This window comes from Arthrobacter sp. Dra40, from assembly GCF_059091905.1.
This window is the reverse complement of record NZ_JBNHHB010000007.1, coordinates 111,485-131,538: the sequence shown is the minus strand read 5'-3', so window position 1 is coordinate 131,538 and position 20,054 is coordinate 111,485. Positions and strand designations below refer to the sequence as shown.

Annotated in this window: 13 protein-coding genes; 10 read left to right on the top strand and 3 right to left on the bottom strand. The window is 68.5% G+C overall.

The window, feature by feature from the left end; genetic code table 11:
• Positions 1–70 precede the first annotated feature (70 nt).
• Together AC5RWT_RS05935 and AC5RWT_RS05930 are read left to right on the top strand one after the other, a co-directional pair.
• Positions 71–4,903, top strand: a complete 4,833-nt coding sequence (locus tag AC5RWT_RS05935) for an NAD-glutamate dehydrogenase (RefSeq protein ID WP_494045583.1) — start codon at positions 71–73, stop codon at positions 4,901–4,903.
• A gap of 1 nt (position 4,904) precedes the next feature.
• The gene (locus AC5RWT_RS05930; RefSeq protein ID WP_494045584.1) at positions 4,905–6,380 is read left to right on the top strand and encodes a sensor histidine kinase; all 1,476 of its coding nucleotides are present in this window, start codon (positions 4,905–4,907) and stop codon (positions 6,378–6,380) included.
• Between the two features lie 79 nt (positions 6,381–6,459).
• Here AC5RWT_RS05930 and AC5RWT_RS05925 read toward each other — a convergent pair whose 3' ends face one another.
• Positions 6,460–6,708: a WhiB family transcriptional regulator gene (locus AC5RWT_RS05925; protein ID WP_086994524.1), complete on the bottom strand. Its 249-nt coding sequence runs from the start codon at positions 6,706–6,708 to the stop codon at positions 6,460–6,462.
• Between the two features lie 271 nt (positions 6,709–6,979).
• Here AC5RWT_RS05925 and AC5RWT_RS05920 point away from each other — a divergent pair, with 271 nt between their 5' ends.
• Positions 6,980–7,396 carry a hypothetical protein gene (locus AC5RWT_RS05920; RefSeq protein ID WP_494079535.1) on the top strand — a complete coding sequence of 139 codons (417 nt, stop codon included), beginning with the start codon at positions 6,980–6,982 and terminating at the stop codon, positions 7,394–7,396.
• Here the strand turns inward: AC5RWT_RS05920 and AC5RWT_RS05915 are convergent.
• A complete protein-coding gene (locus AC5RWT_RS05915) occupies positions 7,368–11,264 on the bottom strand; it encodes a type VII secretion EssC family protein (RefSeq protein WP_494079526.1) in 3,897 nt (1,298 codons plus the stop codon). The two genes, AC5RWT_RS05920 and AC5RWT_RS05915, sit on opposite strands and share 29 nt — an antisense overlap.
• Positions 11,265–11,419: 155 nt before the next feature.
• Between AC5RWT_RS05915 and AC5RWT_RS05910 the strand changes: the two genes are divergently transcribed.
• The 5 genes from AC5RWT_RS05910 to AC5RWT_RS05890 all read left to right on the top strand — a co-directional run bounded on the left by AC5RWT_RS05910 (position 11,420) and on the right by AC5RWT_RS05890 (position 16,757).
• Complete coding sequence (locus AC5RWT_RS05910; protein WP_494079525.1) at positions 11,420–12,709, top strand: nucleotide sugar dehydrogenase; 1,290 nt, start codon at positions 11,420–11,422, stop codon at positions 12,707–12,709.
• A gap of 67 nt (positions 12,710–12,776) precedes the next feature.
• Positions 12,777–13,409, top strand: coding sequence for an acyltransferase (locus AC5RWT_RS05905; RefSeq protein WP_494079524.1), 633 nt, complete (start codon positions 12,777–12,779; stop codon positions 13,407–13,409).
• A complete protein-coding gene (locus AC5RWT_RS05900) occupies positions 13,406–14,500 on the top strand; it encodes a DegT/DnrJ/EryC1/StrS family aminotransferase (RefSeq protein WP_494079523.1) in 1,095 nt (364 codons plus the stop codon). The genes AC5RWT_RS05905 and AC5RWT_RS05900 overlap by 4 nt, the downstream gene beginning before the upstream one ends.
• Positions 14,501–14,502: 2 nt before the next feature.
• A complete protein-coding gene (locus tag AC5RWT_RS05895) occupies positions 14,503–15,579 on the top strand; it encodes a Gfo/Idh/MocA family protein (protein ID WP_494079522.1) in 1,077 nt (358 codons plus the stop codon).
• Complete coding sequence (locus AC5RWT_RS05890) at positions 15,579–16,757, top strand: glycosyltransferase (protein ID WP_494079521.1); 1,179 nt, start codon at positions 15,579–15,581, stop codon at positions 16,755–16,757. Before AC5RWT_RS05895 ends, AC5RWT_RS05890 begins: the two co-directional genes overlap by 1 nt.
• A gap of 58 nt (positions 16,758–16,815) precedes the next feature.
• Here AC5RWT_RS05890 and AC5RWT_RS05885 read toward each other — a convergent pair whose 3' ends face one another.
• On the bottom strand, positions 16,816–17,955 hold the full coding sequence (locus AC5RWT_RS05885) for a glycosyltransferase (protein WP_494079520.1): 1,140 nt from the start codon (positions 17,953–17,955) through the stop codon (positions 16,816–16,818).
• A 240-nt stretch (positions 17,956–18,195) separates the two neighbouring features.
• Between AC5RWT_RS05885 and AC5RWT_RS05880 the strand changes: the two genes are divergently transcribed.
• Both AC5RWT_RS05880 and AC5RWT_RS05875 read left to right on the top strand, forming a co-directional pair.
• Positions 18,196–19,332 carry a glycosyltransferase gene (locus AC5RWT_RS05880; protein WP_494079519.1) on the top strand — a complete coding sequence of 379 codons (1,137 nt, stop codon included), beginning with the start codon at positions 18,196–18,198 and terminating at the stop codon, positions 19,330–19,332.
• 52 nt (positions 19,333–19,384) lie between these two features.
• Entirely contained in the window at positions 19,385–20,050 is a 666-nt protein-coding gene (locus tag AC5RWT_RS05875) for a glycosyltransferase family 2 protein (RefSeq protein WP_494079518.1), read from the top strand.
• Positions 20,051–20,054: the final 4 nt, after the last annotated feature.

Sequence of the window (20,054 nt, the reverse complement as noted above, 5' to 3'; positions counted from 1 at the left end):
ACGTGCCGCGTTAGGCTTGCGCAAGGACCGCAAAGGCGCGGTTTGGACACAGCTATCGGAGGCGTTTTACATGTCGACTGGATCCAGCATGGCGGATCTGTCCAGCTCAGCAACGAACGATGAGGAATTCATCGCCAAATACTACGAGCACCTGGCAGCGGAGGACGCGGCCAGTTACAGTCCCGATGTGCTCAGTTCCCGGGCGTTGGCGCACCGGGAACTGGCCGCCCACCGGCCGCCGGCCGAACCTGTGATCGGGATCCATGACGAACCGGACGCCAGCGTCGTCATGATCGTCACCGATGACATGCCGTTCCTGGTGGATTCGGTCACTGCGGAGGTGGTGCGGCACGGCATTGCCATCCGGATGATCATGCATCCTATTTTTGTGGCAAACCGCGACCGGAACAGCCACGACCTGACCGGCGTGGAGCGGGTCCCGACCAGTGCCGGCGTCTCGAGTGGAGACACGGCTGCGCTGCCAAACCTGGCCGCGTTCGAGGCCGGCAGCGACAAGGTCCTGCGGATCGAATCCTGGATGGCCGTAGAGACCGCCCGCATCGACCCGGCGAAAGCCGCCGAGCTGGAGGCCGGGCTCAAGCGCGTCCTGGCGGACGTCCGCGCGTCGGTCGAGGACTGGCCGGCCATGCGCCGGCAGGTGCGGCAAGTTGCCGCGTCGCTGGATTCGGTGGCGGGCGCCGAGGAAGTTCCCGACCTGGCCGAGGCCAAGGCGCTGCTTGAATGGCTCGACGACGGCAACTTCACCTTCCTGGGCTACCGCGAGTACGACCTCGTCACCCAGAACGGCGAAGACGTCCTGATGGTCCGTCAGGACAGCGGCCTGGGCATGATGCGCCGCATTTCCGACGCACGGCGCGTCCAGCACCTGACCGAAGAAGGCCGCGCCCGCGCCCGGGAGAAACGCGCCCTGGTGATCACCAAGGCGAATTCGCGCTCCACCGTGCATCGCGCCGCGTATCTGGACTACATCGGGGTGAAGAGCTTTGATGCGCAGGGCAACGTCGACGGCGAGCGCCGCTTCATCGGTCTCTTCGCCACCAGCGCGTACAACCGCTCGGTGAAGAACGTCCCGATTATCCGGCAGAAGGTCGCGGCCGTGCTGCGGCACAGCGGTTTCCCTGCTGATTCGCACTCCGGCAAGGATCTGCTCTCGATCCTCGAAACCTACCCCCGCGACGAGTTGTTCCAGATGGACACCGACGAGCTGGTAACGACCGCGATGGGCATCCTGCGGCTGCAGGAGCGGCGCCGGACCCGGCTGTTCCTTCGCACGGATGTCTACGGCCGGTTCGTCTCCGCGGTGGTGTTCCTCCCGCGCGACCGATACACCACAGCCGTCCGCCTGCGGATCGAAGAAGAGCTGCGCCGCACCTTCGACCCGCAGAGCATTGACTACGAGGCGCGGATGTCCGAATCCGCCCTGGCCAGGTTGTTCTTCCGGATCCGGCTCAAGCGGGAAGCCGGGGTGCCAAAGGTCGACACCGCCGACCTTGAGCGCCGGCTGGCCCAGGCCTCCCGGTCCTGGTCGGAGGGCATCGACGAGGTGCTGCGCGCCAACTTCGACGGCGAAGCCGCCGCCCGGCTCTCGGCGAACTGGAGGGACGCCTTCCCGCCCAGCTACCGGGTGGACTACGAGGTGGAAGACGCGCTCGAGGACATCAGCCGCTTCCGCAGCTACGAAGGTGGCGAAGCCGGGGCCGCCCCGGTCCTGCATGTCTATGTACCCGAGAAAAGGACCGATGTCCTTGCCGCCGACGCCCGGCTGAAGCTGTACCTGCCTGAGGCGCGGTCGCTGAGCAACATCATGCCGGTCCTGCAGAACACCGGGCTGGAAGTACTGGATGAGCGGCCCTTCGAGATCATGACGGCCGACGGCGAAGACTACTTCCTGTACGACTTCGGCCTCCGGTACCCTGCCGGCGTCGATCCGCTTGCCACCGGCGGCCTGCTCGAAGAAGCCTTTGGCGCTGCCGTCACGGGCCAAAGCGAGTCGGACGGCTTCGACCGGTTGGTGCTGGCCGAGGGAATCGGCTGGCGCCAGGTGGCGGTGCTGCGGGCCTACACCCGCTACCTGCGTCAGTTGGGCAACCTGGTGTCCTACGCGTTCGTCTCGGACACGCTGTTGGCCAACCCGGACGTGGCCCGGGCACTGCTGGCGGTGTTCAACGCCAGCTTTGATCCGGATCTCGACGGCGACCGTGAGGCGGCGGTCGAGGCCGCCCGTTCCGAATTGGCAGCCGGCCTGGACGCCGTCCTGACGCTGGATGCCGACCGGGTGCTGCGCTCGCTGTCCAATCTGATCGGGGCAACGCTGCGCACCAACTACTTCCAGAACAAGCAGTATTTCAGTTTCAAACTCAGTCCCGCGCGGATCGAAGGCGCACCGTTCCCGCGGCCGAAGTACGAAATCTGGGTTTATTCGCCGCGCGTTGAAGGCGTCCACCTGCGGTTCGGCGACGTGGCCCGCGGCGGCCTGCGTTGGTCCGACCGGCGCGAGGACTTCCGCACCGAAATCCTGGGGCTGGTCAAGGCACAGACGGTCAAGAACGCGGTCATCGTACCGACCGGCGCCAAGGGCGGATTCTATGCCAAGCGCCTGCCGGATCCCGCTGTGGACCGCGCCGCCTGGATGGCGGAAGGACAAGACAGCTACCGCACCTTCATCCGCGGCTTGCTGGACATCACCGACAACCTGGTCCGGACCGAGTCCGGCCAGGAAGTCGTGCCGCCCGAGCGGGTGGTCCGAATGGACGGCGACGATACCTACCTGGTGGTCGCAGCCGACAAGGGAACCGCGAGCTTCTCCGACATCGCCAACGACATTTCACTGGAGTACGGCCACTGGCTGGGCGACGCCTTCGCCTCCGGCGGCTCGGTTGGCTACGACCACAAGGAAATGGGCATCACCGCCCGCGGGGCCTGGGAATCGGTCAAGCGTCACTTCAGCGAACTCGGCGTCGACACCCAGACCGAGGACTTTACCGTCGTTGGGGTGGGAGACATGAGCGGCGACGTGTTCGGCAACGGGATGTTGCTCTCCGAGCACATCAAGCTGGTCGCTGCCTTCGACCACAGGCATATTTTCCTGGATCCGGATCCCGACGCCGCTGCCTCCTTCCAGGAGCGCCGGCGCCTGTTCGAGCTTCCCCGGTCGTCCTGGGCCGATTACGACGACAAACTGATCAGTGCCGGTGGCGGGGTCTACCCGCGGTCGGTGAAGTCGGTTCCGGTCTCCGAGCAGGTCCGGGGCATCCTCGGTTTGGATCCGCAGGTCACGAGCATGAGCCCGCCCGAACTGCTGCAGGCCATCCTGAGGGCACCGGTGGATCTGCTGTACAACGGCGGCATCGGCACCTACGTGAAGGCGTCGACCGAGTCGAATGCCGAGGTCGGGGATAAGGCCAACGACCCCATCCGGGTCAACGGCGACGAGTTGAGAGTCAAAGTGATCGGTGAAGGCGGAAACCTCGGCATGACCCAGCGCGGGCGGATCGAAGCCGCCAGCCAGGGGATCATCCTGAACACCGATGCCATCGACAACTCGGCCGGTGTGGACTGCTCCGACCACGAAGTCAACATCAAGATCCTGGTGGACCAGATGGTCGCCGCCGGAAAACTGCCGGTGGCGGAGCGGGCCGACCTGCTGCACTCGATGACGGAGGAAGTGGGCCGGCTGGTGATCCAGGACAACATCGACCAGAACGTCCTGCTGCTCAATGACCGCCAGCAGATCACCAAGGCGAGCCCGAGCTTCGAACGCCTGATGGACTGGCTGGAGAGCCATGCCGAACTGGACCGGGAGCTGGAAGCGCTGCCGACCACCGAGGAACTGCACGAACGGATCGACGCCGGTCTTGGCTTGACCTCGCCGGAGCTGTCCGTGCTGGCCGCCTACTCCAAGATCGAATTGACCCATGCCCTGACGGTCAGCAATTTGGCCGACGACCCGTATTTCGACCGTGTATTGCGCGGTTACTTCCCGCAGGAGTTGGTCGAGCGGTTCGGCGACGAGCTGTCCGGCCACCCGCTGCGACGGGAAATCATTGCCACCGTGGTTGCCAACGACATGATCAACATGGGCGGCATCACCTTCGCCTTCCGCGTCCTGGAGGAGACCGCCGTCTCGGAGGCCGACGTGGCGAGGGCCTTCGTGGCGCTGCGGGAGATCTTCGAATTCGACAAGCTGGTCGAGGAGCTGAACGAGCTGCCGGCCAGCTTCCCGACGGATCTGTGGTGCACGGTGCATTTGGACATGCGCCGTTTGCTGGACCGGGCGGTGCGCTGGTACATCAACCATGTTGACAGCGGTACGCCGGTCGCTGACGGCATCGCCGCGTTTAAGCCGCAGATGGACCCGCTGCGCAGCCAACTGGTTAAGTATCTGCGCGGTGACGATCTGGAACGGGTGCGCGGATGGCTCTCCAGTGCGGAAGAACGTGGGCTGCCGGAGGAGATCGCCCGGCAGTGGGCCGAGCAGTTCGAGAGCTTCGGCTTGCTCGACGTCGCCCGGATCGCGGGGCAGGTGGACGAGCCGGTCGCGTCGGTTGCACACGTCTATTTCACGGTCTACGACCGGTTCGACGTCGACGATCTGCTCGAGCGCATCACCGCGCTCCCGCGGGAGGACCGCTGGCAGTCGCTGGCCCGGGCCGCCATGCGCGACGACCTGTACACCACGGTCACCGACATCACCGTTGCGGTGATGCAAAGCACCCAGCCAGGCGAGCAAGCGGAAGCCAGGATCGACGAGTGGGAGCAGGCCAACGCGGAGAACATCAAGCGTGCCAGGGATATGTTCGAAGAAGTGAACAAGCTCGAGCATGACGACATGGCCTCCTTGTCCGTAGCCCTTCGCCTGATGCGTTCGACAGTGCGGCGGTAGCTTGGCCATTTTCACCGACCCCATCCGCGACTACGCCGACTTCAGACCGGGCGATGCAGAATGGCTTCATCTGCTGGTCGGCGACTGGCAACTCATCGCGGACCTGGCGTTCGCCGACCTGGTCCTGTGGTTCCCGACGCCGGACGGCAGCTACGTCGCCCTGGCGCACGTGCGCCCGTCGACCACCCACACCGTGTTCCACCGCGACTTCGTGGGGGAACGCATCCGTGCGGACCTGAAGCCGCTGGTGGACGCGGCGCGGGAGTCTCAGACGATCGAACGGTCGTCGGAGGCGGACTGGACCACGGAGATGGCCATGCGGGTCGAGGCCGTTCCCATGGTCCGCAACGGCCGGACCCTGGCGATCGTGACCTCGCACATGGACCTGTCCAGCTCCCGGATGCCGTCACGTCTGGAGCTGACCTACCGGCAGTGCGCCTACGACCTGCTGAAGATGGGAACGCTGGGGCTGTGGCCGGACTTCGCGTCTCCGACCGGGTCTCGCCGCGGCGCTCCCCGTGTCGGAGACGGACTGATTCGGCTGGATGCCGACGGGGTGGTGGAGTACGCCAGCCCGAACGGCGTCTCCGCGTTCCGTCGGCTCGGCGACGTCGAGTCGTTGGAAGGCCGCTCGCTGGCCGAAGTGACCACTGCCCTGCTCAAGGACCGGCGGATGGTCGATGAGACCCTGCCGTTGGTCGTGACCGGACGCATGCCCTGGCGCACGGAGATCGAATCCCGCGGGGTCTCGCTCTCGCTCCGGGCGATCCCGCTGAGGAACGAGCGGGAGCGCTTCGGCGCCCTGGTGCTGTGCCGGGATGTCTCGGAACTGCGCCGGCGGGAGATGGAGCTGGTGTCGAAGGACGCCACCATCCGGGAGATCCATCACCGGGTCAAGAACAACCTGCAGACGGTGGCGGCACTGCTGCGCATGCAATCGCGGCGGATGGTCAGCGACGAAGCCAAGCAGGGGCTGGAACAAGCCATGCGGCGCGTGGCAACGATCGCCCTGGTCCACGAGACGCTCTCCCAAGGCCTGGCGCAAAACGTCGACTTCGATGAACTGATCGGGCGTCAGTTCCGCCTCTCCGCCGAAGTCGCCTCACCCACCCAGGCCGTCCGCACCGAGCGCAGCGGCGAGTTCGGCGAGCTGCCCAGCGAATTCGCCACCCCGCTGGCGCTGGTCATCAACGAACTGGTGACCAACGCCGTCGAACATGGATTGGCCGGGCGGCACGGCACCGTCCTGCTGACTGCCCGGCGGTCCCGGCGCGGCGAGGAAGAACTGCTGACCGTCTCGGTGGAAGACGACGGCGTGGGGCTGCCCGAGGAACCTCGGCGGGAGGGCCTGGGGCTGCAGATTGTGCGGACCTTGGTCACCAGCGAACTGGGCGGCCGCATCGAATGGACGGCCCGCGACGGCGGGGGAACCTGCGTGCGGATCGATCTGGTGCTCAACAACAATGCGGCCCGCTGAGCCGAAGCCCGCGGCGCCCCGGGAATGCCAGAGGCCGCTGCCGGAATGGCAGCGGCCTCTGATCAAACCTGGGATCGGGTCAGGACGCCCGACGGGCCCGGGCAGCGCGGCGCTTGAGGGCACGGCGCTCGTCCTCGCTCATGCCGCCCCAAACACCGGCGTCCTGGCCGGACTCGATGGCCCACTGCAAGCAGGTATCGATCACCGGGCAGCGTCGGCATACGCTCTTGGCCTCTTCGATCTGCAGGAGTGCCGGCCCCGTGTTCCCCACGGGGAAGAACAGTTCGGGGTCCTTATCCAGGCATGCCGCGCGGCTACGCCAATCCATGCTGATCACATACTCCTTTAAAATGGTGTCCGGCTTAAAAGTGTCCGGCTGGGAAATCGTGAAAAGATTCACGAACATACTCATAGAAAAGGGAGCCGAACAGGCCCCCTTTGCTTCGCCATCCAGCGTTTCATGTTAAATCCATGTAAACAAGGGGTCTTGCCGACTTAACCGGCCGTAGATCGTGAGTCATTCATCACAGGGGTGGTTGGTGCGGCTCCCGGCCCGGAAGCCGATACCTGACTATCTAAGGTAGGGTGCGAATGTGTCAATGCCTGCCCCCTCGTCCAGCCCTGCCTCCCGCCCGATCGCTATCAAGATCATCGCCGTAGCCGTCGTTTTGGAGGCACTCGCGTTGTTGGCCGGAGCGGCACTGTATGGCTACGGACTGGCCACGCAGACCCCGATATCGTTAGCCGGCAGCATCTTCCTGCTGGTGCTGATGGTGGCCTTCGGGGTTTGGCTGCTGGTGGTCGGGCATTTTCTGTTCCGCGGCTACCGCTGGACCCGAGCCGCTGCCCTGGTGTGGCAGGTGTTCGTTGTGGTGGTGGCCATCTCGATGATCCAGGGCAGCCAACTGGTGCTCGGTCCGGTCCTGCTGGTGGCGGCCGGAGCCTCCTTTGTCCTGCTGCTGACCAAGCCAGTGACGGGTTTCCTGGTCAAAGGCGCCGCTCCGCGCGCCCTGTAGCCGCGGCGACCTGCAGCGGCACGGCTTTGCCGGAGCCGATCCGGTAGGCCCGTCCCGGCGGTCTCCACCCGTCGTCGAGCCTGACCCCAAAGAATTCCGCATCCGCGCCGGACCGCGGAGACAAAACCATGCCGCGCCCACCGACCCGGGCCCGCAGGGCCAGCGGGACCTGCTGCAGCAGTAGCGGCCCGGGGCAGGCCGCCACGACCGCCGACGCGCCGGCAGCGACCAGTGCGCCCACCGCCTCCTGCGCCCGGGCGCTGAGGCCGGCGGCGTCGTCGACCAGCAGCACGGTGCCCCGGGAGACGGGCAGGTGGCCTGCCCAGAAACCGTCGACGTTCGCGCCGCCGGGCGGGGCCGACCAGGGCCGCAGCCCGTCGAGCGCCTGCTGCAGGACGGCCAAGAGATTGGTTTTTCCGCTGCCTTCCGCGCCGAGGACCAAGTACATCTCGCCGGCGGGCAACGGCAGCGTCGAAGGCTCCAGTTCGTCGCCTTCCACACCGATCACCGGATTACCGTGCCAGACGCATGGCAGCGTGCTCGCGGGAACGGTCCGCGGCAGGGCCTCGACGCGGAACGGGTGGGTGCGGGTCCCGGCAGGCGGGGGAGTGCCCGCCGCGTCCGTGATCACCTGGCAGACACCGCCCTCTCCGCCGATCCGCCCCTGCACCAGGGCCCTGCCGGGCACCGGTTCCATCGGAGGGAGCCGCGGCCAGCCCATCAATGTCTCGGGTCCGGCACCGGTCGGAAGGTGGAGCCTGTTGGCCAGCAGCGGCAGGAACCGGCTGCTGGCCAACTCCCGCTCTCCGGTCATGGCCAGGACGACTCCCGTCGCTTGGCCATCGCGGGCGATATCCTGCAAGCAGTCTTCGGCCCAGCCGATCCGGCCGGACCGGAAGCCACTGAGCCAGCGGCCCCATCCGCTGACCAGCAGGACCAACGGAACGCCGGGTGGCGGTCCGGCCGGATCCGGCGCCGTTGCCAGCGTGGCCAGCCGGGAGGCGACCTCGTTGGCCAGGCGGCGGAGGACCCTTGCCGCCCGCTCGACGTCCTGCGGCCCGACGTAGGCTCCCGTGCGTTCCGCGCGCGACGTTGGGCCCATTGAGCCGTCACCGTCCAGGACGTAGCAATGACGCTCCGACGGGCTGCCGAGGACCTGTGCCGCCAGGGTCTGAAGGAAGTCCCGGTGCCCGCCGCCCTCGACGCCGAGAACCGCCAGATGCCCGTCGCGCTCCGGCCGCCAGCGCAAGGGCTCCTGCCGCTGCCTGGAGGGCAGGTCCAACAGCCCGATCGGGATGCTCTCGCCAGCGTACAGCCAGGGCGGGTCACCGGCCAGATCGGAGACGGCCAGGCCGGCCGGCAGGGCTGGAAGCAACCGTCTGGCTCCCGCCAGGCCCAGTCCGCCGGCGACGCCGGCGGCTTCCGTCACCAGTTGCTCGAGCTGTTCGGTGCGGTCCACGCGGTCCGTTGCCGGCCCATCTTCGGCCCGCAGCCATTCGTCAACGGTCCGAAAGACGGGAGCCGGACCTGAGAGAGGCAGGGTGCTAACGGCTGACTGGAACGGCACGGCGTCGCCCGTGCCGATGCGCAGATAGGCCCTGCCCCGTGCGGTCACCGGAATGTCCGCTGCCACGGGCGAATCAAGCAGGTCACGCGACTCGGCCGAGTTCTGTGTTCGAAGCGCAACCATGGCGGTGACATTGGCGCGGATGTCGGATGACACGGCACCCTGGGGCCGCTGGGTTGCCAGAACCAGGTGGATGCCGAGGGCGCGGCCGACCGTGGCCACGCGCATCAGCTCGGGAAGTGCCTGCGGCGCGTCCTCGCCGAGCATCCGGAATTCATCCACCACGACGACGAGCCGAGGCAACGTTCCGGGCTTGCAGGCTGAGATGTCGCTGAGGCCGAGGCCGGTAAGCAGCGCTTCGCGGCGGCGCACTTCCGCCAGCAGCCAGGCCAGCGCCCGGTTCACCGCTTCAAGCGTCAGATCCGTCAGCAGGCCGGCGCAGTGCGGCAACCGGGCGAGCGGGCCGAGCCCCGCACCGCCCTTGAAGTCGACTAGCAGGAAATTGACGGTATCCGGCGACCTGGTCAGCGCCAGCGAGAGGACCAGGCTGCGCAGCAGTTCGGACTTGCCGGACCCGGTGGTCCCGGCGACCAACAGGTGCGGTCCGTGCACGGCCAGGTCGAGCGCCAGCGGTCCGGCGGCGCCTGCGCCAAGGACGGCGGTCAGGCCGGGACCGCGGTCACCCTGGGACCAGCGCTGGGTGAGTGGCTGCGGCCGAAGCATTGCTTGCAGCCGGCAGCTGGCGGGCAGGGATCCGATGGGCTCCGGGCCCTTGCCGGAAACCGCCGCCGCCAGCCGGGCAAAGCGATCCAGCACCAAGGCCGTGGCAAGGTCCGCCGAAAACCGGACGATTCCACCGTCGCGGATCAGGCGGCTATCCGCACCCGATACCTCGATCCGGGTCCCCGGTCCGGCGGGACCGCCGAACCACAGCTCGGCCGCCGGGACGACGGCGCAGTCCGCCAACACGCGGGCTGCCTCGGCATGGCGTCCGGCCACCAGCAGCACGGCGCTGCCGCTTCCGGCGGACAACAGCTCGGCCAGTTGCCCGGGCCGCTCCGCCAGCTCGACTCCCGGCAGGAACCGCGCCGACGGCCTGATCGGCTCAGGCAGCGCGTAGCAAACCACCTGCAGGGCGCTCCCGCCGGCCCGGGCGGCCGCCTGCAGCAGCACAGACCGCAACATGCCGTCCAGCCCTGACGCCGTTCCCTCGAACCGCAGCGGGTGCTCGGCCAGCAGGTCCACGCAGAGCGGAACGTTCTCCAGCAGGGGAGGTTCCGGGACCGGCGCCTCCGCCGAGCCGATGTGCGCCGGCAAGCTGGCCGTGCCCAGACGCACCCACGCATGTTTGGGATTCGGCCGGCGCTCGGGCTGATGCACTGTTGGGCTCCGGGCCGGGGTTCCGGAGCGCAGCAGGGACACCGTCAGTGCGGCGGCGTCGGGGGCAGCCAGCCGGCGACGGCGGGCATCGGCTGTCGCCGCCGCGTCCACCGCCGCGCGGTAGCGTCGGCGCTGGCGGCGCCCGGCGGCGTAGGGCACGGCGGCGGCCAGCAGGGACAGGGCGCTGAAAGCCAGGAAGAACCACATGCCCGTCAGCAGGGCCAGGGCCAGGCCGGCGATCAGAGGAAGTCCCGCCAGCAACAGCGTCATGGTGGTCCGCGGTTCCGGGCGTTTTTCCGCCACCGGGACCGGAACGGTCAGATCGGCGTCCGGTTGAAACGGTTCGCCGGGTTCGCTGCCCACGATGAGCCGCAGCTGGCTGTTGCCGATCCACACGTCGCGCCCCGCCGCCAGCACCACCTGCGCGGCGCGCTTGCCGCCGCAGACGATCCCGTTGGCCGATCCGGCGTCGCGCAGCAGCACGTGGCGGTCGGTGACCTCGAGCCTGGCGTGCAGCCGCGACAAGGACGGATCCGCGATCGTCAGTGCGCAGGCATGCCGGCCGACAGTGAAACTGCCGCGTTGCAGGCCGAACAGCCGGCCGGCGTCGGGCCCCGCGGTCACGGCCAGCCCCAGCGCAGGCAGCGGGGGAGCATCCCGACGCGGGAAGGAGGCGCCCTCCGGGGCACAGACGACGACGGCGCCGTCGACCAGCGGGGGCACCCCGGAGGTCAGCGAAGCCAAGCTGTGGCCGGCAACGCTGAAGGCCACGCCGGCCAGCCGCCCGTGCAACCAGTCGGCCAACGGGGCAGCACAGTTTCCGGCCTCCAGCCCGCAGACGGCATCGGAATGGTCGGCGATCCAGGCAGCCGCGGGTGCCGGGATTCCGGGCCCGGCCACCAGCGTCAGATGAAGGACCATGACAAGAACCTAGGCAGAATCTCCGGGTCCTTTCCTGTGCGGCAGGCCGACCTGTGGATAACCGGTGGACCTCAAGCCCGCCGGTTCAAGCGATACGCTTGACTCTGGGCCGGAAGCGGCCGCCACGTTGACCGAACGAGAAAAGGCCTTAGCTCTTGAAGATCGCTGTCATTGCTCTGGGAAAGATCGGGCTGCCGTTGGCCGTCCAGTTTGCTTCGAAGGGGCACGAGGTCATCGGCGTGGATGTCAACGCCGCCGTGGTGGACCTGGTCAACGCGGCCACCGAGCCGTTCCCCGGCGAGGCGGGGCTCCAGGAAAGGCTGGCCGAGCTGGTGCCCGCGGGCCGGCTGCGCGCCACCACCGAGTATGCCGAGGCGGTGCCCGGCGCAGACGCTGTGGTGCTGGTGGTGCCGCTGTTCGTCGACGCCGAGGCCAAGCCGGACTTCGGCTGGATGGACGCCGCCACGCAGGAGCTGGCCCGGCATCTGACGCCCGGCACGCTGGTGTCCTACGAGACCACGCTGCCGGTGGGCACCACCCGGACCCGGTGGAAGCCGATGCTGGAGGAGGGCTCGGGGTTGGTCGAGGGACAGGACTTCCACGTGGTCTTTTCCCCGGAGCGCGTGCTGACCGGGCGGGTGTTCGAGGACCTGCGCAAGTACCCCAAGCTGATCGGCGGGCTGTCCGAGACCGGGACCGCCGTGGCACAGAAGTTCTACGAGGCGGTGCTGGACTTCGACGACCGTCCCGACCTGGCGCGCGGCAACGGGGTCTGGGACCTGGGCTCGGCCGAGGCCTCCGAACTGGCCAAGCTGGCCGAGACCACCTACCGCGACGTGAACATCGGGCTGGCCAACCAGTTTGCCCGCTATGCCGCCACCGCGGGGATCGACATTTACCAGGTGATCGAAGCCTCCAATTCCCAGCCGTACAGCCATATCCACCAGCCCGGCATCGCCGTCGGCGGGCACTGCATCCCCGTGTATCCGCGGCTGTACCTGTGGAACGACCCGTCGGCCACGGTGGTGGCCGCGGCCCGCGCGGCGAATGCCGGTATGCCGGACTACACCATCGGCCTGCTGGAGGGCGCCTACGGCGACCTGACCGGCGCCCGCGTGGTGGTCCTCGGCGCGGCCTACCGGGGCGGCGTCAAGGAAACGGCGTTCTCCGGGGTGTTCGGCGCGGTGGAGGCGATCACCGCACGGGGAGGCACCGCCGTCGTGCACGATCCGCTGTTCAGCGACGAGGAGCTCACCGCGCTGGGTTTCACGCCCTACCATCTGGGCGAGCCGGCCGACGCCGCGGTCGTCCAGGCCAACCACGCCGACTACGCGCAGCTGGGTCCGGACCACCTGCCCGGCGTGAAGGTGTTCATCGACGGCCGGCGGGTCAGCTCGCCCGAGCGCTGGCCGGGCGTGGCCTACCGGGTGATCGGCAAGGCCTAGGGCCGCCGGCATCAACACCACATTGACGACGACGGCGGCGCTCGCCGCGAGCGGAAAGAGGGATTCTATGGTGTTCATCGCCGATACGGCAGATGTGGCCGACGCCGCCAGGTTGGGCGAAGGGACGAAGATCTGGCATCTGGCACAGGTCCGTGAGGATGCGGTGCTGGGCGAGAACTGCATTGTGGGCCGCGGCGCCTACATCGGCACCGGGGTGCAGGCCGGGGACAACTGCAAGGTCCAGAATTACGCGCTGGTGTACGAACCGGCCCGGCTGGGCCACGGCGTGTTCATCGGCCCGGCGGTGGTGCTGACCAACGACACCTACCCGCGCGCCGTCTCGCCCGACGGGTCGCTGAAGAGCGCCGACGACTGGACCCCGGTGGGCGTGGACATCCGCGACGGCGCGTCGATCGGCGCCCGGGCGGTCTGCGTGGCGCCGGTGACCATCGGCGCCTGGGCCACCGTGGCCGCCGGCTCCGTGGTCACCCGCGACGTACCCGATTTTGCGCTGGTGGCCGGGGTCCCGGCCAAGCGGATCGGCTGGGTGGGCCGGGCCGGGCAGCGGCTGGTGCAGGACCCGGCCGACCCCGCGGTGTGGGTGTGTCCGGCCACCGATGCGCGGTACCGGGAGGACGACGGCGTCCTTCGGGAAGCCACGAACGACGTTGCGAACGAAACGCGAGGAGAGCAGCAGTGAGCAAGGACTTCATACCGGCGGCCAGGCCGATCATCGGCGACGAGGAACGGGCCGCGGTGGACGCGGTGCTCGTCTCCGGGATGCTCGCCCAGGGATCCGAGGTGGCCGCCTTCGAGCAGGAGTTCTCGCAGGTGCTGCTGGACGGCCGGCATGCGGTGGCGGTCAATTCCGGCACCTCGGGCCTGCACCTGGGCCTGCTCGCCGCCGGCATTGGGCCGGGGGATGAAGTGATCGTGCCGTCGTTCACCTTCGCCGCCACCGCCAACTCGGTGGCGCTGACCGGGGCCACCCCCGTGTTCGCGGACATCGAGCCGGAGCACTACTGCCTGGACCCCGACGCGGTCGCCGCTGCCGTGACGCCGCGGACCAAGGCGATCATGCCGGTGCACCTGTACGGGCACCCGGCCAACATGGACGCGCTGGGCGCGCTGGCCGCGGAGAAGTCGCTGCTTTTGTTTGAGGACGCCGCGCAGGCACACGGCGCGTCGCTGGGCGGCCGCCCGGTGGGCACATTCGGCGAGTTCGCCATGTTCAGCCTGTACCCGACGAAGAACATGACCTCGGGCGAAGGCGGCATGGTCTCCACCGGCAGCGACGAGGTGGCGCGGCGGCTGAAGCTGCTGCGCAACCAGGGCATGGAACGCCAGTATGAAAACGAACTGGTGGGCTTCAACGCCCGGATGACCAACCTGCACGCCGCGATCGGCCGGGTGCAGCTGGGCAAGGTCGGCGGCTGGACCGAACAGCGCCAGGCCAACGCCGCGTTCCTGGATGCGCACCTGTCCGGCGTCGCCACGCCGGCGGTGGCCGCCGGGGCGGTGCACGTGTACCACCAGTACACCGTGCGGATCGGCGCGGGGGAGCGGGACCGCTTCGCCGCGGCGCTGAAGGACGAATACAACATCGGCTCCGGGGTCTACTACCCGATCCCGAACCACCGGCTGCCCTCCTTCAACATCGCCGCGGACCTGCCGGTGACCGAGGTCGCGGCGGCCGAGGTGCTCTCGCTGCCGGTGCACCCCTCGCTGGACGCCGAGGACCTGGACCGGATCGCCACCGCGGTCAACGCCCTCGCGAAGGCAGGAGCCTGAGCATGGCAGGGACCGGGAAAACAGTGCTCCGGGCCGGGCTGATCGGGCTGGGCATGATGGGCCGGCACCACGCCCGCGTGCTCCGCGAGACCGACGGCGTGGAACTGGTGGCCGTCGCCGACGCCTACGGCGACCCGCACGGCGCCGCGCCCGGGCTGCCGGTCTATTCCGGGGTCGAGGAACTGATCAATGCCGGAATCGACATCGCCATGTGCGCGGTGCCCACCGGGCTGCACGAGGAGGTCGGCCTGGCCCTGGCCGAGGCCGGCGTCCACACCATGGTGGAAAAGCCGATCGCGGACACCGTCGCCGGCGGCGAGAAGCTGGCTGCTGCGTTCGAAGCCCGCGGGCTGGTCGGCGCCGTCGGCCACATCGAACGCTACAACCCCGCGCTGCAGTCGCTGCGCGCACGGCTGGAAGCCGGCGAACTCGGCCAAATCTTCCAGATCGCCACCCGCCGGCAGGGGCCCTTCCCGGCGCGGATCGCCGACGTCGGCGTGATCAAGGACCTGGGCACGCACGACATCGACCTCACCGCCTGGCTGGCGCAGGCCGCCTACGCGTCCGTCAGCGCCAACACCACCATCCGCTCCGGCCGCGAGCATGAGGACATGGTGGCGGCCACCGGGCTGCTGGACAACGGCGTGATCACCAGCCACCTGGTGAACTGGCTGTCGCCGACGAAGGAACGCGTCACCGTGGTCACCGGCGAACGCGGCGCCTTCGTGGCCGACACCCTGACCGCCGACCTGACCTTCCACGAAAACGGCACCATCAACACCGAGTGGGAGTCCGTGGCCAACTTCCGCGGTGTCTCCGAAGGCAATATCACCCGGCTGGCCATCCCCAAGCGCGAACCGTTGAAGGTGGAACACGAAGCGTTCCGCGACGCCGTGCTGGTTAACCGGGGGCTGCTGCAACCTTCCCCGGGCGCCGCGGCGGAGCACGACGGCGGTGCCGGCACCGACCGTCCGGCCGCGACGATCGTCACCATGCGGGAAGGGCTGAACACGCTGCGCGTGGCCGAAGCCATGATCGCCAGCGCAAAGGAATCCCGCACCGTCGGGCTGCACGCCTGATGGGCCTGCGGATCCTGCTGGCCACCCGGATTTATCTCCCGGAAGCCGGTGCCGCCGCCTACCGGCTGGCCGCCACGGTGCGGGCGCTGGCCGAAGCCGGCCACGAGGTGACCGTGCTGACCACCCGGCCGCCGCGGGGGCTTCGCGCCGCGGCGGGTGCGGCCGCCGGCCGGGGTGCCCGGATCCGGCGCTGGCCCGTGCTGCGCGATGCCAGCGGTGCCGTGCGGGGCTATCTGCAGTACGCCAGCTTCGACATCCCGCTGTTCTTCCGCCTGCTGGCACACAAACCGTTCGACTTGCTGCTGGTGGAACCGCCGCCTACCACCGGCGTGGTGGTCCGGCTGGCGGCCGCGCTGCGGCGCCGCCCGTACGTCTACTTCTCCGCGGACGTCAGCTCCGATGCCGCGGCCGGGATCGGGGTGGATCCGCGGGTAGTGGCGGTGCTGCGGGCGGTGGAACGCTGGGTGATCACCGGCGCGTCCGGCGTGCTGAGCATTTCCACCGGCGTGACGCTGGCGCTGGCCCGGCTGACCGCCGGACGGGCCAGGGTGGCAGAAGTCGGCACCGGCATCGACACGGACACCTTCAGCCTGGCCGGGCCCGGGGATCCGCATCCCGGCCCCACCTTCGTCTACGCGGGGACGATGTCCGAGATCCAGGGCGCCGGCGTCTTCGTGGACGGCTTCCTCAAGATCCTGGACCGCTACCCGGATGCCCGGCTGCTGATGTACGGCGGCGGAGTGGAGCTGGAGGAGCTGCGCCGGCGCGCGGCACCGGCGGGGGAGCGCATCCGCTTCATGGGAACGGCCGACGGCGGCACCATCGCTCGTGCGCTGCGCACCGCCACCGCGGGGCTCGCCTCGGTGCGGCCGGCCCGCGGCTATGACTTCGCCTTCGCCACCAAGGCCTTCGTTTCGCTCAGCTGTGGAGCCCCGGTGGTCTACGCCGGCGTCGGGCCGCTGCGGCAGTTGGTCGCCGAGCACAAGCTGGGGCAGAGCGTGGACTGGGACGCAGGCCAGGCGGCAGAGGCGATGGCCCATGCGCTGGAAAACCCGGTGGACGACGCCGAACGCCGGCGGCTGTCCGAATGGGTGGAGCGGAACTACTCGCTGCGCAGCGTGGGGAACCGGGCGGCCGCAGCCATCGCCGACGCCGCCGAAGCCTTCCGGCTGCGCTAGCCGACGGCTCTGGCTGCCGGCTCCCGGCTAGCCGCCCATGGCCCCCGGACGGTCTGGGTCAGGGGGTGAGCACGGCGGCGAGGATGCCGCGGCAGACGGCTTCGTCCTCGGCGGAGCTCAGCGCTGCGGCGGCACCGTGCGCGTTGGCCTTGTACTTGTCCACCTGCTCCGTGGTGAGCGACTCCAATGCGCGCGCCAGCGACTCGGTGCTGAAGTCCTCGGTCACCACGCCCAGATCGTAGGCCCTCATCAAGGCCGTAGTCTCCGGGGACGGGCTGAACACCAGGGCCAGCCGGGCCTGGACGAAATCGAAAAACTTGTTCGGCAGCATGAACTGGTGGTTCATGGTCTGCGGCGGAAGCGAGAAAACCCCCACATCGTAGGCATTGAGGGTCGCGGGCAGCTCTTCCGGCGCAACCGCGTCGTGGAAGGTGATGCGTGGGTCGCTGGCGGCCAGGTCCTTGAGCTGCTGCCAATAGCGTCCGCCGTCGCGGGCCTTGACCAGGTACAGATCCAGCGTGAAGCGGTCATCGAGCATCTTGACCGCCTCGATGGTGCCTTCCAGATTGCGGCCGGGCACCGCCGCGCCGCTGTGCACCAGCCGGATCTTCCCGGGCAGCGGCGGCGACGGTTCCAAATGCCGGAACGGCCCGGCGTTGCGGACCACTTCCACGGTGCAGCCGAACTGCTCCGCATACATCCGGGCGATGGAACCGTTCACGGCCGTGATCGCCGTGGTACGCGGCAGGTACTTGGCGCAGATGCTGCGCATATACGGTGCCACCAGCAGCTTCCACGGCAGCACATGCGAGCGTTCCTCCGGAGCCCACTCGTGCATATCGCCCCAGACCGGTGCGCCCTGGGCGACCGCGTGGGCCAGCGGGAGCGCCCGTGCTTCGTTCGCCACCACCAGGTCAAAGCGGCGACCTGCAACGAGCTCGCGGGCCTGCTTGACCGCAGGAGCGCTGAGCTCCACCGCGGAATGCTGGTGCAGCGCCAGCAGCAGCACGCCCAGCGGCGTCTGCGGAAGCGATGGCAGCGACGCGTCGATTTCCAGATGGTGGGTGGCTCCGGGCGGACGTGCGCCGTAGCTGAGCGTGGTGACTTCACCGGCTTCGGCCAGCAGTTTGAGCTGCCGCAGCACGCGGGAATCGGCCTGGATATCCGAGAAAGAGATACACAGGATTTGCTGGGCCACCACTGCTCCTTGTCACCGATGCCGGGCGGATGCCGGACATTGAAAGATTACCGTCCGCTGATCGAACGGCTGTGCGCGGCGGGGCACCCGGCGCGCCGGACCGCCGCACGCTGCTGCCGCACGCTGCTGCCGGACCCTGCCGCGGTGCGGAAGACCCGAGGTGGCGTGCGGGACGCCGAGCTAGGATGGCGATGGAAGCCGGAGTTAGCCGGCTGCTGCCGAAATAGGTCCAGGAGCCCCGTGAAGATCGCCATCACCAAGAGCACGTTGCGGATCCCGCCAACGTACTTCGCCACGGCGCACGCCGAGCGGTTGAAGGATCGGCACGAGTTTCACGTTTTCACCTTGGTGGCCCAGATCGAGGACGCCTCGGTCACCGTCCCTATCACCGACTTCGTCCCGGCCCCGGGGCTGGGCTTCCGCCGCCGCGAGTTGGTGATGCCCGCGTTCATGCGGTCCATGGCCGTGGCCGTAAGCCGCTTTAAACCGGACATCATCCACCAGCACTTCGCCACCTGGTCGGAGCCGGCGGTCAAGGCATCCACCGTCTCCGGAGCCCCGCTGATCACCACCATGCACGGCTCCGATCTGGTGTCCTTGGCGAATCCGGCGGACACGATGATGGCCCGGTGGCACCACCGCAATGTCCTGGCCGCCGCGGCACACAGCACCCGGCTCCTGGTGGTCAGCAACTACATGGCCGGGCGGGCAGCCGACCTGGAACTCGATACCGGAAAGATCCATGTGCACTATCAAGGCGTGGACACCGATTACTTTGTACCGACCCGCCACCACTCCGATGAGATGCCCGTGGTGCTGTTCGTCGGCGCGCTGAACATGCAAAAGGGCATCCGGGACCTGCTGGACGCGTCGCTGGCCGTCTCGCGCAAGGCCAGGCACCGGCTGGTGGTGATCGGCGACGGACCGTTGCGAGACGCCGTGGCCGAGCACGCGGCCAGCCATCCGCACATCGATTTCGTGGGCCGCCAGGACCGAGCCGGTGTCCGGTCCTGGATGCAGCAGGCGCAGATCCTGGTGGCACCCAGCCAGGAAGCCGGCGGCGCGCGGGAAGCGGCCGGCCTGGTGCTGCTGGAAGCCCAGGCCTGCGGGACGCCGGTGCTGGCGTACCGCAGCGGCGGCATTCCCGAAATGATGGAGGACGGCGTCACCGGCCTGCTGGCACCGGAAGCGGACTTCCGCCAACTGCAGGACGGGCTGCAGCAACTGCTGCAACTGGGCAGTGCAGAGTACCTGGCTATGCGCCGGGACGCACGCAAGTTCGTGGTGGACCGGCGGAGCCTGGCGGGCAGTGTCCGGGAGCTGGACGGCCACTATCAGGATCTGGCAGCGCAGGCGCCGGCCCCGCGGCGGGCATGAGCGCTGGGTGCTGCTGCGGCTGGGACTATTCCCGTTGTGGAATACTAGGCGGGTGAGTCGTTGCTGGGTCGTCGTGCCGATGTATAACGAGGCCGCCGTCGTCGGCTCGGTCATTGCGGAGTTGCTGCAGACCTTTCCGAACGTGGTCTGCGTTGACGATGGCAGCACCGACGATTCCGCCGCCATGGCGCGCAAAGCGGGCGCCGTCGTCGTGGTCCATCCGGTGAATCTTGGCCAGGGTGCCGCGCTGCAGACCGGATTCGAATATGCCGTGCAGGATCCGGAAGTGGACGCGGTCATCACGTTCGACGCCGATGGCCAGCACCGGGTCCAGGATGCCGTTGCCATGCTGAACCGGGTCCGGGACGGCGAGGCGGATGTGGTGCTGGGCTCCCGTTTCCTCGACGGCCGGGGCGACGTCTCGGCGCTCAAGCGGCTGGTGCTGCGCACGGCCGCCGTCCAGTCCAGACTGTCCACCGGCTACCGCCTCACCGACGCCCACAACGGACTGCGCGCGATGTCCGCCGAGGTGGCGCGCAAGATCCACCTGACGCAGAACCGGATGGCGCACGCGTCCGAGCTGATCCATCAACTCTCCGCGCTCGAGGCGCGGGTGGTGGAGCAGCCGGTACACATTGTCTATACGGAATATTCCAAGTCCAAGGGGCAGTCCCTGCTCAACGGCGTCAACATCCTCGCAGACCTCTTCTTCCGGTGATCCC

Excerpts from the sequence above, each read along its gene's own strand:
- AC5RWT_RS05935 (WP_494045583.1), top strand. The coding sequence starts at position 71 with ATGTCGACTGGATCCAGCATGGCGGATCTGTCCAGCTCAGCAACGAAC.
- AC5RWT_RS05925 (WP_086994524.1), bottom strand. The coding sequence starts at position 6,708 with ATGGATTGGCGTAGCCGCGCGGCATGCCTGGATAAGGACCCCGAACTG.
- AC5RWT_RS05920 (WP_494079535.1), top strand. The coding sequence starts at position 6,980 with ATGCCTGCCCCCTCGTCCAGCCCTGCCTCCCGCCCGATCGCTATCAAG.
- AC5RWT_RS05915 (WP_494079526.1), bottom strand. The coding sequence starts at position 11,264 with ATGGTCCTTCATCTGACGCTGGTGGCCGGGCCCGGAATCCCGGCACCC.
- AC5RWT_RS05905 (WP_494079524.1), top strand. The coding sequence starts at position 12,777 with ATGGTGTTCATCGCCGATACGGCAGATGTGGCCGACGCCGCCAGGTTG.
- AC5RWT_RS05895 (WP_494079522.1), top strand. The coding sequence starts at position 14,503 with ATGGCAGGGACCGGGAAAACAGTGCTCCGGGCCGGGCTGATCGGGCTG.
- AC5RWT_RS05890 (WP_494079521.1), top strand. The coding sequence starts at position 15,579 with ATGGGCCTGCGGATCCTGCTGGCCACCCGGATTTATCTCCCGGAAGCC.